This window comes from Sphingomonas sp. GW821-FHT04B01, from assembly GCF_059420425.1.
Window position 1 is genome coordinate 905,269 of record NZ_JBWKTR010000001.1, and the last position, 14,194, is coordinate 919,462.

12 protein-coding genes are annotated in these 14,194 nt (G+C 67.8%); 6 read left to right on the forward strand and 6 right to left on the reverse strand.

Going from position 1 to position 14,194, the window contains the following annotated elements; all coding sequences use genetic code 11:
• The first annotated feature begins 368 nt into the window (after positions 1–368).
• The 5 genes from AC07UH_RS04395 to AC07UH_RS04415 all read left to right on the forward strand — a co-directional run bounded on the left by AC07UH_RS04395 (position 369) and on the right by AC07UH_RS04415 (position 9,159).
• On the forward strand, positions 369–3,788 hold the full coding sequence (locus AC07UH_RS04395) for an autotransporter domain-containing protein (protein ID WP_495179229.1): 3,420 nt from the start codon (positions 369–371) through the stop codon (positions 3,786–3,788).
• A 239-nt stretch (positions 3,789–4,027) separates the two neighbouring features.
• Positions 4,028–5,029 carry a fumarylacetoacetate hydrolase family protein gene (locus AC07UH_RS04400; protein ID WP_495179228.1) on the forward strand — a complete coding sequence of 334 codons (1,002 nt, stop codon included), beginning with the start codon at positions 4,028–4,030 and terminating at the stop codon, positions 5,027–5,029.
• A 278-nt stretch (positions 5,030–5,307) separates the two neighbouring features.
• Positions 5,308–6,615 carry a thiamine pyrophosphate-dependent enzyme gene (locus AC07UH_RS04405; RefSeq protein ID WP_052075631.1) on the forward strand — a complete coding sequence of 436 codons (1,308 nt, stop codon included), beginning with the start codon at positions 5,308–5,310 and terminating at the stop codon, positions 6,613–6,615.
• A gap of 163 nt (positions 6,616–6,778) precedes the next feature.
• Complete coding sequence (locus AC07UH_RS04410; protein WP_137899827.1) at positions 6,779–7,786, forward strand: transketolase C-terminal domain-containing protein; 1,008 nt, start codon at positions 6,779–6,781, stop codon at positions 7,784–7,786.
• On the forward strand, positions 7,786–9,159 hold the full coding sequence (locus AC07UH_RS04415; protein ID WP_038663095.1) for a dihydrolipoamide acetyltransferase family protein: 1,374 nt from the start codon (positions 7,786–7,788) through the stop codon (positions 9,157–9,159). The genes AC07UH_RS04410 and AC07UH_RS04415 overlap by 1 nt, the downstream gene beginning before the upstream one ends.
• Here AC07UH_RS04415 and AC07UH_RS04420 read toward each other — a convergent pair.
• Positions 9,142–9,555, reverse strand: a complete 414-nt coding sequence (locus AC07UH_RS04420) for a hypothetical protein (protein ID WP_137899824.1) — start codon at positions 9,553–9,555, stop codon at positions 9,142–9,144. The genes AC07UH_RS04415 and AC07UH_RS04420 overlap by 18 nt on opposite strands.
• Here AC07UH_RS04420 and AC07UH_RS04425 point away from each other — a divergent pair.
• Entirely contained in the window at positions 9,547–10,029 is a 483-nt protein-coding gene (locus AC07UH_RS04425) for a c-type cytochrome (protein ID WP_495179227.1), read from the forward strand. The genes AC07UH_RS04420 and AC07UH_RS04425 overlap by 9 nt on opposite strands.
• A 218-nt stretch (positions 10,030–10,247) precedes the next feature.
• Here AC07UH_RS04425 and gorA read toward each other — a convergent pair whose 3' ends face one another.
• The 5 genes from gorA to pgi are packed head-to-tail and all read right to left on the reverse strand — an operon-like array spanning position 10,248 to position 14,183.
• Positions 10,248–11,594, reverse strand: a complete 1,347-nt coding sequence (gorA, locus tag AC07UH_RS04430) for a glutathione-disulfide reductase (RefSeq protein WP_495179226.1) — start codon at positions 11,592–11,594, stop codon at positions 10,248–10,250.
• Positions 11,594–12,007, reverse strand: a complete 414-nt coding sequence (gene vapC, locus AC07UH_RS04435; protein WP_495179225.1) for a type II toxin-antitoxin system VapC family toxin — start codon at positions 12,005–12,007, stop codon at positions 11,594–11,596. The genes gorA and vapC overlap by 1 nt, the downstream gene beginning before the upstream one ends.
• Complete coding sequence (locus tag AC07UH_RS04440) at positions 12,004–12,216, reverse strand: type II toxin-antitoxin system VapB family antitoxin (RefSeq protein WP_495179224.1); 213 nt, start codon at positions 12,214–12,216, stop codon at positions 12,004–12,006. The genes vapC and AC07UH_RS04440 overlap by 4 nt, the downstream gene beginning before the upstream one ends.
• A gap of 54 nt (positions 12,217–12,270) precedes the next feature.
• A complete protein-coding gene (locus tag AC07UH_RS04445) occupies positions 12,271–12,657 on the reverse strand; it encodes a DUF4174 domain-containing protein (RefSeq protein ID WP_495179223.1) in 387 nt (128 codons plus the stop codon).
• A gap of 35 nt (positions 12,658–12,692) precedes the next feature.
• On the reverse strand, positions 12,693–14,183 hold the full coding sequence (gene pgi / locus AC07UH_RS04450) for a glucose-6-phosphate isomerase (RefSeq protein ID WP_495179222.1): 1,491 nt from the start codon (positions 14,181–14,183) through the stop codon (positions 12,693–12,695).
• Positions 14,184–14,194 lie beyond the last annotated feature (11 nt).

Genomic DNA, 14,194 nt, shown 5'->3' on the forward strand with positions numbered 1-14,194 from the left:
ACGGGGCCTGACCCGCGCGCCGGATTCCATCATGGAAACGGCTCGCAGGGGGCGGGGGAAACTGACACCCCGCGTGAATAGGGAAGCCCTGAGCGTATCGACCGAGGCGGAGCCGGGGGTGGCAGAGCCAACCCGTTCACGCTGCATGACGCCTCGATTGACCGCCATGTGCGCTGCATCGCGGCAAAAGTCAAGTCGGAGGCGAAACGGGCATCGGTGTGGCTCGCGATCAACACTTTCACCATTTCCGCTTCTATAATGGAAGGTTGACCTTCCTGCCGCCTTGACTTGCCCCCGGCCCCCAATAGGCTCCCCGACATTCGTGACCGTGAGAAGATCGGCCGAATAACAGGGGATTAGAATAGATAATGGCTAATACAGCATTGCGTGGCGCAGCCCGTCGCGTCCTTCTCGCCTCGTCGGCGCTGATCGCGCTGCCGGGCGCCGCCCAGGCCCAGGCCGCGACTTCGGATCTGTCGATGAGCCTCAAGGGCATCCTGCCGATCGCCGAGATGCAGGGCGGGTCGGCGACGACGACGCCGCCGCAGGCCGATCCCAGCGTCGTCATCTCCAATCCCGGCACGCCGAGCACGATCCTCGACCAGGGCGTCAATGGCGTCGGCCAGATGATCATCGACCAGAAGAACGGCTTCGTCGGCCTGTGCACCGGCACGCTGATCAATCCGCGCACCGTCGTGTTCGCGGCGCATTGCGTCAACGAAAGCCCGACCGGGACCGCGATGAACCCGTGGAACTACGGCAAGGGCGCCGGGCAGCTGCCGATCGGCTTCGGCTTCGAGGCGGACACGATTGCCGGCCAGCGCGCCTGGTTCCGCAGCAACTACAGCACCAGCACCGCCAACCATTTCTACAACGTCAATCAGGTCGTCTACAACGCGCAGTCGCTGAACCTCGGCCTCGCCAACAACTTCCTGCAGGCCGATGTCGCGCTGGCGACCTTCGACACGCCGGCGGCCGACGTGCCGACCTGGACGATGCTCTTCTCGCCGCTGCCCGCGCCTGCGTCGATCAGCGACACGACCGGCACCGGCTATCACGTCACGGTGACCGGCTACGGCACCAACGGCACCGGCCTGACCGGCGCCAGCGGCGCGATCGATTACCGCCGCCGCGTCGCGGAGAATTACGTCGGCCTGCTCGGCTCGATCGACGATTTCTATTTCGGCCTGTTCGGCGGCAGCGCCGGCCTGCCCGCCAATCTGTACCAGACCGACTTCGACGATCCGACCCGCCGCTATCCCGGCGATTACAACCTGTTCAAGGACGAGGCGCTGCCCCGCGAGGGGACGACCGGCCCCGGCGATTCGGGCGGTCCGCTGATCCTCGACCGGACGTTCAACAAGGCGACGATCATCGGCGTGCTGTCGGGCAGCTACACGTTCGGCGGCCAGATCCGCGGCGGCTACGGCACCACCGCTTTCTACCAGCCGCTGTATCTCTATTGGGACTATATCCTCGCCAACAATCCGTATCGCTACGCCAATACGGTCGCCGGGGACGGCAAGTGGAGCGATGCCAGCCACTGGGTGACGGCGCTCGACCCCTCCTATCAGGTGATCGTCAACGGCCAGCTCGCCAATGGCGTGCCGACCACGCCCGGCCTCGGCATCACCCCCGATACGGAGAACAAATTCGGTCAGGTCTGCGATCAGGAGCCGGCGTTCAACTACGACCAATGCTATGACGTGAAGACCAAGATCACCTATGTCGATGGTCAGCCGGTCGCCGCCGCGCAGCCGGGCGTACAGGCCGGCACCGCGAGCAGCGGCAACGATCAGGCGACGGTGCGCAAGATCGATGCCGACGCCACCGCTGCCGTCGGCGGCGATGCGGTCGCTGCGGCGCTGCCGGCGGCGACGCTCGCCAACGGCCTGCCCGGTGCGACCAACTTCGTGCCGAACAACATCGATCCCGATGCGGCGACGCGGCGCAGCGCGCGTTATTATGACGTGACGCTGAGTGCGGCGGGCACGACGACGCTCGACACCGCAGTGACGATCGACCGGTTCAGCGTCGCCGGCACCAATGCCAAGCTGGCGATCACCTCGGCGGGATCGCTGACCAGCCTGATGGCGGTCAACCAATATACCGGCGCGGTGCAGGTCGACGGCACGCTGTCGACGCGCGGCGATTACTTCCTGATGAGCGGCCTGCTCACCGGCAGCGGCCGGATCAACACGCCGTTCCTCACCAGCGCCACCGGCATCATCGCGCCGGGCACGATGGGGACGATCGGCACGCTGACCGTCGGTGGCAACCTGATCCTCGCTTCGGGCAGCACGTTGCTGGTCGACGTCGGCCCCAACGGCACGTCGGACCGCGTCGCGGTGGTGCGCAACGGCACGACCGACGGCGTCGCCAGCATCGGCGGCCGCGTCGGCTTCGCGCCGGTCGCCGGGCACATGATCCGCTACAACGATCTCTACACGATCGTCACCGCGGCGGGCGGGGTCGTCGGCACCTTCCAGTCGCCCTCGGCCCTGTCGGCGATCCTGACCCCGCAATTCGTCTATTCGGCGAATGCGGTGCAGGCGCGGATCGTCGCCGGCAGCTATGCCAGCGTCGTCGCCGCGACGCCGATTCAGACCGCCTTCGCCGGACTGCTCGATCGCAACCGCGCGAGCAACTACACTGCGCTGTCGGGTCTGTACGGCATCCTCGATCTTCAGGATGCGGGGACGATCCGTGCGACGCTGGAAGGGCTCGCACCGCGCACCACGCCGCTCAAATACGGCATGGGGACGGTCGCGACCGAGAATATGTCGCGCTTCTACCGCCAGCATCTCGCCGGGATCGACGCCAGCCAGCCGCTGTCGGGGACGCTGACGATGACCGGCCAGCCGCTGCAATTCGCCGCGCTGATGGCGAGCGACCTGCCGATGACGCAGGCGACCGCGAGCGACACCACCTCGACCACGGTGCGCGAGGGCGTGCTGCCCGAGAACGTCAACGTGTTCATCGCCGGCGGGTACGTCGACGGCGACAGCCGCAGCCTGCGCGATGCCAATCCATTCGGCGGCCGTGACAATTTCGACGGCTTCTACGTGGTCAGCGGCATCGAGGCGAAGGTCAGCGACACCGGCGTGCTCGGCTTCGGCTTCGGCTATACCAAGCTCGACGGCACCACCGGCGGCGTCGGCCAGTCGGCACGCGGCGAGCTGTTCCAGGGCACGCTGTTCGGCAAGCTGCAGGCGCCGGGCGGGCAGGTGCTCGACGCGCAGGTCAGCGGCGGCGTGTTCCAGGCGTATACGCGGCGTACCGTGGCGATCGCCACGGTCGCCTCGACGCTGCGCAGCCGCGACGATGCGCTGGCGGTGTCGGCGGAGGTCGGGCTCGGCCAGATGTTCGACTTCGGCGGCCTGCAGGTCGGGCCGCGGATCGCGGCGCGGGTCAATCACATCGGCTTCACGCCGACGGTGGAGACCGGTGGCGACGGCGCGCTGCGCTTCGACCGCTACAATCTCGACAGCGCGCAGGGTCGCGCCGGGCTGCAACTGGCCGGCGGCGACGTGATCAAGCCGTTCGCCTCGGCCTATTACGTCCACGACTTCAAGGACCAGCCGGGCGTCTTCACCGCCAATTTCATCGGCGGTACCGCACCGGCGGGCTTCCGCCTGTCGAGCCAGGACCAGAATTGGGCCGAGCTGGCGGCGGGCCTGTCCTATGCCACCGACCGGATCGAGCTGTCGGTCAGCGCCGACACCACCGTCGCGCGCAAGGACGTGCGCAACCAGGCCTATCGCGGCGCGATCAAGTTCAAGTTCTGATCGGTCGTCGCACGTAAAACCGGGGCCGCTCTCCCGTAGGGGAGGGCGGCCCTTGTCGTTTGTCCCATTCGTCATCTCCATAATTCGTCATCCCGGCGAAAGCCGGGATGACGAAGCAAGGGGTGGGGGAATGACGGACGGGTGGAGAGGAGCCTCCCGTATCCCCCGATACTTTTCCGTCGCAACCCGGCACGCCAGCCGATACACCGTCGGGCCAACGACATGAGAGGATGCGCCGGATGAAACTCGCCAGTCTGAAGCAGGGCCGTGACGGCAGGCTCGTCGTCGTCTCCACCGATCTCGCCTGGTGCGCCGATGCGACGCACATCGCGCCGACCTTGCAGGCGGCGCTCGACGCGTGGGACCGGCTGCTGCCCGATCTCCAGAACCTCGCCACCGACCTCGACCACGAGGTGATCCCGCGCGAGCGCTTCCACGAACATGACGCCGCCTCGCCGCTGCCGCGGGCGTATCAATGGGCGGACGGCTCGGCCTATGTGAACCATGTCGCGCTCGTCCGGCAGGCGCGCGGCGCCGAGATGCCCGAGACCTTCTGGCACGATCCCCTGATGTATCAGGGCGGCTCGGACGGTTTCCTGGCCCCGCGCGATGCGATCCCGCTCGCCGACGAGGCGTGGGGCTGCGATCTCGAGGCCGAGGTGGTGGTCGTCACCGGCGACGTGCCGCTCGGCGCGAGCCGCGACGAGGCGCTCGCCGGCATCCGGCTGGTCGGGCTGACCAACGACGTCAGCCTGCGCAATCTGATCCCCGGCGAGCTCGCCAAGGGCTTCGGCTTCTTCCAGTCCAAGCCGGCGAGCGCCTTCTCGCCGGTGTTCGTCACCCCGGAGGCGCTTGGCGACTGGTGGCGGGACGGCAAGCTGCACCGCAAGCTCCACGTCGATCTCAACGGCCAGCCGTTCGGCCGCGCCGATGCGGGCGAGGACATGACCTTCGACTTCGGAACGCTGGTCGCGCATGCGGCGAAGACGCGCCGGCTGGGGGCGGGGACGATCGTCGGTTCGGGCACCGTCTCGAACCGCGGCCCCGATGGCGGTCCGGGCCAGACGATCGCGGCGGGCGGCGTCGGCTATTCCTGCCTCGCCGAGCTGCGCACCGTCGAGACGATCGCCACCGGCAAGGCGACGACGCCGTTCCTGCGCAAGGGCGACACCGTGCGCATCTGGGCGGAGGACGACAAGCACCACCCGATCTTCGGCGTGATCGAACAGACGGTGGGATGAGCCAATCCTCCCCGGCACGGGGAGGGGGACCGCCCGCGCAGCGGGTGGTGGAGGGGGCGGGCCGCAGGCGTGGCGCCTGTGGATGCCCCCCTCCGTCAGCGCTTCGCGCTGCCACCTCCCCGTGCCGGGGAGGAATGGGTCTGCCCGGCACACGATCCGTTTCGACCGGTACAGCGGAATCGCTCCGCCCACCGAAAAGCCGCTTGAAATTTAATTACAGCCGCGCAACACGATCCAACAACAGCGCTGGCGACCCTCGTCGGACGTGAAGGAGAGAGATGGTGGCCAGCGAGCATCCTCGCGCCAATGCGCAGCCGCCCCGGAACCTGCCCGGGCTGACGCTGCACGTGCCGGAGCCCAAGTTCCGGCCCGGCGATGCGGTCGACTTCGTCGGCGTCGACGTGCCGCCCGCCGGTGCCGCGCGGCGCCCGGATACCGCCGCCTCGGCGCACGATTTCACCGATCTCGCTTATACCTTGGTCCGCGTCCTCGACGAGGACGGCCGCGCCGTCGGCCCGTGGGACCCCAAGCTCTCGCCCGACATGCTGCGGCGGATGCTGCGCAACATGGCGCTGCTGCGCGCCTTCGACGAGCGGATGTTCCGCGCGCAGCGGCAGGGCAAGACCAGCTTCTACATGAAGGCGACGGGCGAGGAGGCGGTGGCGATCGCCGCCGCGCAGGCGCTCGATTTCGAGGACATGTGCTTCCCGTCCTATCGCCAGCAGGGGCTGCTCATCGCGCGCGGCTATCCGCTGGTCGAGATGATGAACCAGATCTACTCGAACCGCGGCGACAAGCTCCAGGGCAAGCAGCTACCGATCATGTATTCGGCGCGCGACCACGGCTTCTTCTCGATCTCGGGCAATCTCACAACGCAATATCCGCAGGCGGTCGGCTGGGCGATGGCCTCGGCCGCCAAGGGCGATACGCGCATCGCCGCGGCGTGGTGCGGCGAGGGCTCGACCGCGGAAGGCGACTTCCACTCCGCCTGCACCTTCGCCGCGGTCTATCGCGCGCCGGTGATCTTCAACGTCGTCAACAACCAATGGGCGATCAGCAGCTTCTCGGGCTTCGCCGGGGCCGAGGCGACGACCTTCGCGGCGCGCGCGATCGGCTATGGCATCGCCGGGCTGCGCGTCGACGGCAATGACGCGCTCGCGGTCTACGCCGCGACCCTGTGGGCGGCGGAGCGCGCGCGCACCAACGCCGGGCCGACGCTGATCGAGCATTTCACCTATCGCGCCGAGGGCCATTCGACCTCCGACGACCCGACGCAATATCGCAGCGCCGGCGAACCGACCGCCTGGCCGCTCGGCGACCCGATCGCGCGGCTGAAGCAGCACCTCATCGTCATCGGCGAATGGGACGAGGAGCGCCACGCCGCGCAGGACCGCGAGCTCGCCGAATACGTCAAGGCCGAGCAGAAGGAAGCCGAGAAGAACGGCATCCTCGGCCACGGCCTACACCAACCGCTTGATACGCTGTTCGACGGCGTGTTCGAGGAGATGCCGTGGCATTTGCGCGAACAGCAGGCGCAGATGATGGCCGAGGAAGAGGCGAGCGGCCGGCCATGGGCGCGCAAGTGATGGCCACGCACGCCGTCACCCCGGGCGTGACCCGGGGTCCCGCTGTTTCTTTCCTGCCGCGCACGATAGCGCGACCCCGGGTCGAGCCCGGGGTGACGAGGATTGTGGAATGACCGACATCACCACCCAGCCAGACCCCGCCGCCGACACCGGCACCGCCCGCATGAACATGATCCAGGCGATCAATAGCGCGCTCGACATCTGCATGGCGCGCGATCCCGACGTGCTGGTGATGGGCGAGGACGTCGGCTATTTCGGCGGCGTGTTCCGTGCCACCGCGGGCCTGCAGGCGAAATACGGCAAGACCCGCGTCTTCGACACGCCGATCACCGAAACCGGCATCATCGGCGTTGCGATCGGCATGGGCGCCTATGGCCTGCGCCCGGTCCCCGAGATCCAGTTCGCCGATTACATCTACCCCGCGCTCGACCAGCTCGTCTCCGAAGCGGCGCGGCTGCGCTATCGCTCGGCGGGCGAGTTCATCAGCCCGATGACGGTGCGCTCGCCGTTCGGCGGCGGCATCTTCGGCGGCCAGACGCATTCGCAGTCGCCCGAGGGCATCTTCACCCACGTCTCCGGCATCAAGACGGTGATTCCCGCGACGCCCTATGACGCCAAGGGCCTGCTGATCTCGGCGATCGAGGACAATGACCCCGTCCTCTTCTTCGAGCCCAAGCGCATCTACAACGGCCCCTTCAACGGCTATTGGGACAAGCCGTCGGAAAACTGGTCGAAGCACCCCGCCGGTGAGGTGCCGACCGGTTATTACAAGGTGCCGCTCGGCAAGGCCGCGGTGGTGCGCGAGGGCGAGGCGCTGACCATCCTGTGCTACGGCACGATGGTCCACGTCTGCGCGGCGGTGATCGCCGAACACAATATCGATGCCGAGATCGTCGACCTGCGCACGCTCGTGCCGCTCGACATCGAGACGATCGAGGCGTCGGTGAAGAAGACCGGCCGCTGCATGATCGTCCATGAGGCGACGCGCACCAGCGGCTTCGGCGCCGAACTGTCGGCGTTGGTGCAGGAGCGCTGCTTCTACCATCTCGAAGCGCCGATCGAGCGCGTCACCGGCTATGACACGCCGTATCCGCACAGCCTCGAATGGGCGTATTTCCCGGGGCCGGTGCGCATCGGCCAGGCCCTCAAGAAGATCATGAAGGACGCATAATGGCCCGCTTCACCTTCAAGCTGCCGGACATCGGCGAGGGCATCGCCGAGGCCGAGATCGTCGCCTGGCACGTCGCCGTCGGCGACCGGGTCGAGGAAGACCAGAATATCGCCGACATGATGACCGACAAGGCGACCGTCGAGATGGAATCGCCGGTGTCGGGCGTCGTCGTCGAACTGGCCGGCGAGGTCGGCGACCAGGTCGCGATCGGCGCGGCGCTGGTGGTGATCGAGACCGAGGATGCGGGCGAGAGCGCGGGAGGGGGCGAGGCGATCGCCGCACCGCCGAGTGCCGAGCAGGCCGAGGTCGCCGAACAATATGAGGCGGAAAACCCGGGCGTCGAGGAAATCCTCCCCGGCACGGGGAGGGGGACCGCCGGCGAAGCCGGTGGTGGAGGGGGCGCTCCACAAGCGACCCCGCCCGTAAGGCAAGACGCGAGCGCGTCGTCCGTGGCAGCCCCCCTCCACCATCCTTCGGATGGTCCCCCTCCCCGTGCCGGGGAGGAGCCTAAGGCCCTCGCTTCCCCCGCCGTCCGCGCCCGCGCGCGCGACCTCGGCATCGACCTCGCACAGGTGAAGACCGACGCCGACCGCGTCCGCCACGCCGATCTCGACGCCTTCCTGCGCTACAACGCCGGCCAGGGCTATCAAGCCCCCGGCGCATCCCGCGCCCGCGCCGACGAGCAGATCCGCGTCATCGGCATGCGCCGCCGTATCGCCGAGAACATGGCCGCGTCGAAGCGCAACATCCCGCACTTCACCTATGTCGACGAGATCGATGTCACCGCGCTGGAGGCGATGCGCGCCGATCTCAACGATCATCGCGGCGCACGCCCCAAGCTGACGCTGCTGCCGTTGCTGATCGTCGCGATCTGCCGCACGCTGCCGCAATTCCCGATGCTCAACGCGCGCTACGACGACGAGGCGGGCGTGGTCACGCGCTCGGGCCGCGTCCATCTCGGCATGGCGGCGCAGACCGACGCAGGGCTTACCGTGCCGGTGATCCGCGACGCGCAGGACAGGAACGTCTGGCAACTCGCCACCGAGATCGCGCGCCTCGCCGAGGCGGCGCGCGCCAACAAGCTGAAGCCGGAAGAACTCGGCAACGGCACGATCACCGTCACCTCGCTGGGGCCGCTCGGCGGCATCGCGACGACGCCGGTCATCAACCGCCCGGAAGTGGCGATCATCGGTCCGAACAAGATCGTCGAACGCCCGGTCTTCACCGGTCGCGGCGACGAGATCCGCCGCGCCAAGCTGATGAATCTGTCGATCAGCTGCGATCATCGCGTCGTCGACGGCTGGGATGCGGCGAGCTACGTCCAGGCGCTCAAGACGCAGCTCGAAACGCCGGTCTTATTGTTCGCGGACTGACCGATCGGCGAGGCGGGGACCGGCATGCCGCCGTGCCTCCGCCTGCGCCAGCCGCTGTTCGATGCGGCGAAGCATCGCGCAATAGCTCCGCCGCTCGTCCGGGCTGAGCGCCGCGCCACGCTGGACGTACTGGTCCACCCCGTTCCATATTCGCGTCAGGTCGTCGCGCATGAACGCCGCCGGCCCCGGCGCGACCAGCCCGGCGCGCCGCTGCCGGTCGAGCCGCTCGCCGAGCAGCGTTAGCCGGCGCGCGAAATAAGCTTGCTGTTGCACCGCGCGGCTCGCCATCAGGCGGCGCTCCGCGGCATAAGCGGAGCTCGACGTCGCGGGCGGGACCGGCAGTCCGGCCACGGCGATGGCGCCCGACAGCGCGAGGACGAACATCTTATGGGTCATATTGCGTCCGTAACGGACAAAGGTAAAGAAGCCCCCAAACGCGCGGCGCCGCTTATTCTCTGGCTGGCCACGGTCGCGATGCTCGCCGCCTGTTCGAACGACGATCGCGCCGCCCGCCGCGCCGCCGCCGGTCCGTCACCCGATCGGGCCGCGCTGCTGCGCGTCGCCAGCGTCGCCGCCGGCGAGCGTCAATTCGCGCGCTGCGCCGCCTGCCACGCCATCCGCCGCGACGCGCCCGATCGCAACGGCCCGACGCTGTTCGGCGTCGTCGGCGCGCCGGTCGCCGGGGTCAGCCCGCGTTTCGGCTATACCGCCGCGCTGCAACGCGTCGGCGGCCGCTGGACGCCCGAACGGCTGGACGTCTGGCTGGCCGACCCCCGCGCCTTCGCCCCCGGCACCTCGATGGGCTTTCCCGGACTCGCCGACCCGCTCGACCGTGCCGACGTGATCGCCTACCTTCAGGCGCAGCGATAGCATCGCTGCGCCGATCGGGCGGCCCAGAACCAATCGACATTCATCGCCGTCTACCGTCACCCCGGACTTGATCCGGGGTCCCGCTGCCTCGACCGGTGCGGATCAGGAAGAAGCGGGACCCGGGTCGAGCCCGGGGTGACAAAAAAAGGGACGCGCCGACGCCCGTCGTCGTCCGGAAACGCCGCATTCTCGAATGTTTCTAGGCACCCAGCCGGCCCTCATTTCATCAGCACCAGTTCCTCGGCCATCGTCGGATGGAGTGCGACCGTTTCGTCGAACTGCGCCTTGGTCAGCCCCGCCTTCACCGCGATCGCGGCCGCCTGCAGGATTTCCGGCACGTCCGGCCCGATCATGTGCAGTCCGACGATCCGCCCGGTCTCGCCGTCGCACACCATCTTGTAGAGCGCGCGCTCGTTGCGGCCGGCGAGCACGTTCTTCATCGGCCGGAAGTCCGACGAATAGACGCGGATCGAGCCGAGCTTCTGCTTCGCCTCGCTCTCGGTCATGCCGACGCCGGCCATCGGCGGATGGCTGAACACCGCCGCGGGGATGTTGGAATAATCGACCGTCGTCGGCTTGTCGCCGTAGAAGGTATCGGCGAACGCTTGCCCCTCGCGGATCGCCACCGGGGTCAGCTGGACGCGGTTGGTGACGTCGCCGACCGCGAAGATGCTGTCGATGCTCGACCGGTTCTGCTCGTCGACGACGATCGCGCCTTTTTCGAGCTTCACCCCGATCTCTTCGAGGCCGAGCCCCTCGGTGTTGGGCACGCGGCCGGTGGCGAACATCACCATGTCGACCGTCACCGGGTCATGGTTCGACATACGGACGGTCAGGCACCCGTCCTCGCCCTTCTCGATGCCTTCGAAATTGGCGTCGAACTTGAACTCCAGCCCCTTCATCATGCTGATCTGGAGCAGCCGGTCGCGGATCGACAGGTCGTAACCGCGCAGGATGTCCTGCGTCCGGTTCATGATCGTGACGTGCGCGCCGAGCTGGTGGAAGATGCCGGCGAATTCGTTGGCGATATAGCCCGCGCCGGCGATCAGGATGCGCTTGGGGATCGCATCGAGGTGGAACGCCTCGTTGCTGGTGATGCCGAGCTCGGCGCCGGGGCAGTCGGGCACCGCCGGATGCGCGCCGACCGCGACGAGGATGCGCCCGGCGGTCTTCTCGGTCCCGTCGGCGAGGCGGACGCTGTGCGGTCCGGTGACGACCGCGCGCTGGTGGATGATCTCGACGCCATGCGTCTCCAGCGTCTGCGTATAGGCGCCGTTGATCCGGTCGACCTCTTCGAGCACGTTGTCGCGCAGCGTCTGCCAGTCGAACGCGCACTGATCCGGCACCTGCCAGCCGAAGCGCTTGGCGTCCTTCAGATCCTCGGCGAAATGCGCGCCGTAGATCAGCAGCTTCTTGGGCACGCAGCCGCGGATGACGCAGGTGCCGCCGACGCGATATTCCTCGGCGACCGCCACTTTCGCGCCATGCGCCGCGGCGACGCGGCTCGCGCGCGTGCCGCCGGACCCTGCGCCGATGACGAACAGGTCATAATCATAGTCGGACATCAATTCACTCCGGGAGCGTCGAGCGCCGACCGAAGGCCGAGATGCTGGACGAAAGGGTCGAAATCGCGATCGCCGTACAACAGCGGAAGGCGGTCAAGGATGCAGCGGGTGGCGATCAGCGTGTCGATCGTCTTGCGGATCGTGATGCCGAGACCGCGGAGATGGCGATAGTGGCGGGCGGCTGCAACGGCGACATGGTGGTCGCTGATCGTCAGTCGATCGAAGCGAGCGAAGAATCGCATCGCCTCATCCGCCCGCGCTTCGCTTCGTGCGCCTTGCAGCACTTCCATAAGGACGAGGTCGCCGATGCTTAAGGGATCGCCTCTATCGAGACATCCCGTCAATGCGCGGGTCTGGATCGTATCCCGATCGCGCAGCAGGTCGATCCATACGCTGGAATCGACGACGATCATCCCCATTCGCGTACCGGATCGTCAATACGCATCGCCTCAAGATCACCGTCCCAGCCGAGTCCGCGCAACCCCTCAAGGGCTTCGCGTTGGCGCTCGAGCTTGACGTAACGGTTTAGAACGAAGTGAACCACATCACGCTTGGTCTTCAGGCCACTCAACTGGGCGGCTTCCGCCATCAAGGCGTCGTCGATCTCGATATTGGTCCGCATGTGTATGGCTCCGCAGAACCGTACACATAGAGGGCGCGCCCTCGCTCCGCAACGCTAGCGCTCCCCGGCGCGCCGCATCGGCATCGCGTCGATCGTCTCCGCCAGCACCTCGGCCGCAATCGGCTTAACCGAGCGCAGTTTCTCGCCGCCGTCCTTGCCGATCAGAATCGCCACGAAGCGGTCCGCCGGCAGCCGATAGCGTTTGCGCAACCCCGCCGCGCCGTCGTCCGCGCCGCTCACCCGATCGCCGACGATCGTCACCACCGCCAGATCGCGCTCGCGTGCCGCGGCATCCCAGCCGGCGAGCGCCCGCCGCTGTCCCGCCAGTCCCGCGTCATCCGCGCCCGGCGACGACAGCAGCAACACCCGCCGCTCCCAGCGCATTTCGGGGACGGTGGCGGGAACGGGCGCGAGCGCCGCGGCGAGCAGGAGCGGGATCATCGCGCCTCAACGCACGACGATCCCGAATGCTTCGATCACTCCAGCCCGGCGCGCCGGATCAGATCCTCGGTCGAGGGATCGAATGACTGGCCGCCCTGGTCGGCGGCCTTGGCCATCTCCTTGCCCAGCTCGACGCCGAACTGGTCGAACGAATTGATGCCGAGCAGCACCCCGTTCACGAACACGCGATGCTCGTAGAAGGCGATCAGCGCCCCGAGCGTGCGCGGATCGAGCACGTCGAGCAGCAAGGTCGACGACGGCCGGTCGCCGCTGTACGAGCGCGCCGGATCCTCGACCTGCTTGCCCTTCATCAGCGCCGCCCCTTGCGCGAAGGCGTTGACCAGCAACTGGCGATGATGGTCCTCGGCGAGCGTGTCGCCCGGCTCGATCACCGCGATGAACTCGACCGGCACCAGATGCGTGCCCTGGTGCAACAACTGGAACACCGCATGCTGCGCATCGGTGCCGACCCCGCCCCAGGTGATCGCCGCGGTCGGCCGACCGACCGGCGTCCCGTCGGTCTTCACGCCCTTGCCGTTCGATTCCATCTCGAGCTGCTGGAGATAGCTCGGCAGCAGCCGCAGCCGTTCGTCATAGGCGAAGGGCGCGCGCGTCTCGGCGTGGCGCACCTGCGTGTAATAGAGGTCGGCAAAGGCGGCGAGCACCGGTGCATTCTCGTGCAGCGCGGTCAGCCGGAAGTGGCGATCCATTTCCGCCGCGCCTTCGAGCAGTTCCTCGAATGCCCCCCAGCCGAGCGCGATCGCCGCCGGAAAGCCGATCGACGACCAGAGCGAATAGCGCCCGCCGACGCCCTCGCCGAACGGCAGGATGCGCGTCTCGTCGACGCCCCATTCCATCGCCTTGTCGGGCGCCGCGGTCAGCGCGATCACCTTGCCATAGGGGTCCTCGACGCCATGCTCGGTCATCCATTGCAGCGCCGATTCGGCGTTGAGCATCGTTTCCTTGGTGGTGAAGGTCTTCGATGCGATGACCAGCAGGGTCGCCGCCGGATCGAAATCCTTGATCGCATCCTCCAGCGCGACGCCGTCGACGTTGGAGACGATCGCGACGTCGTAGCGCGCATCCTCGCGCCCCAGCGCATCGACCAGCAGATGTGGCCCGAGCGCCGACCCGCCGATGCCGATATGCAGCACGTGGCGGATGTCGCCGAGCGCGCCGCCCTCGATCGCGTCGATCAGCGAGCGCATCCGCTCGTGCAGCTTGCGCGCCAGCGCGACGCTCTCCGCATCGCCCTCGCCGCGCTCGACGGCATGGAGCACCGGCCGGTCCTCGGTGACGTTGACGTGCTCGCCGCCGAACATCGCGTCGCGCTTGCCGGCGAGGTCCTGCGCCTGCGCGAGCGCGGCGAACGCCTCGACCGCCTGCGTCGTCAGATGCGTCTTCGACCAGTCGAAATGGATTCCGGCCACGTCGAGGCTGAATTTGGACAGCCGCTCGCCGTCCTGATCGAACAGCTCGACCAGCTTGGGGGAGGGGAGGGCTTCGATCGCAGACCAGTCGCTCATGTCTTTTCGTC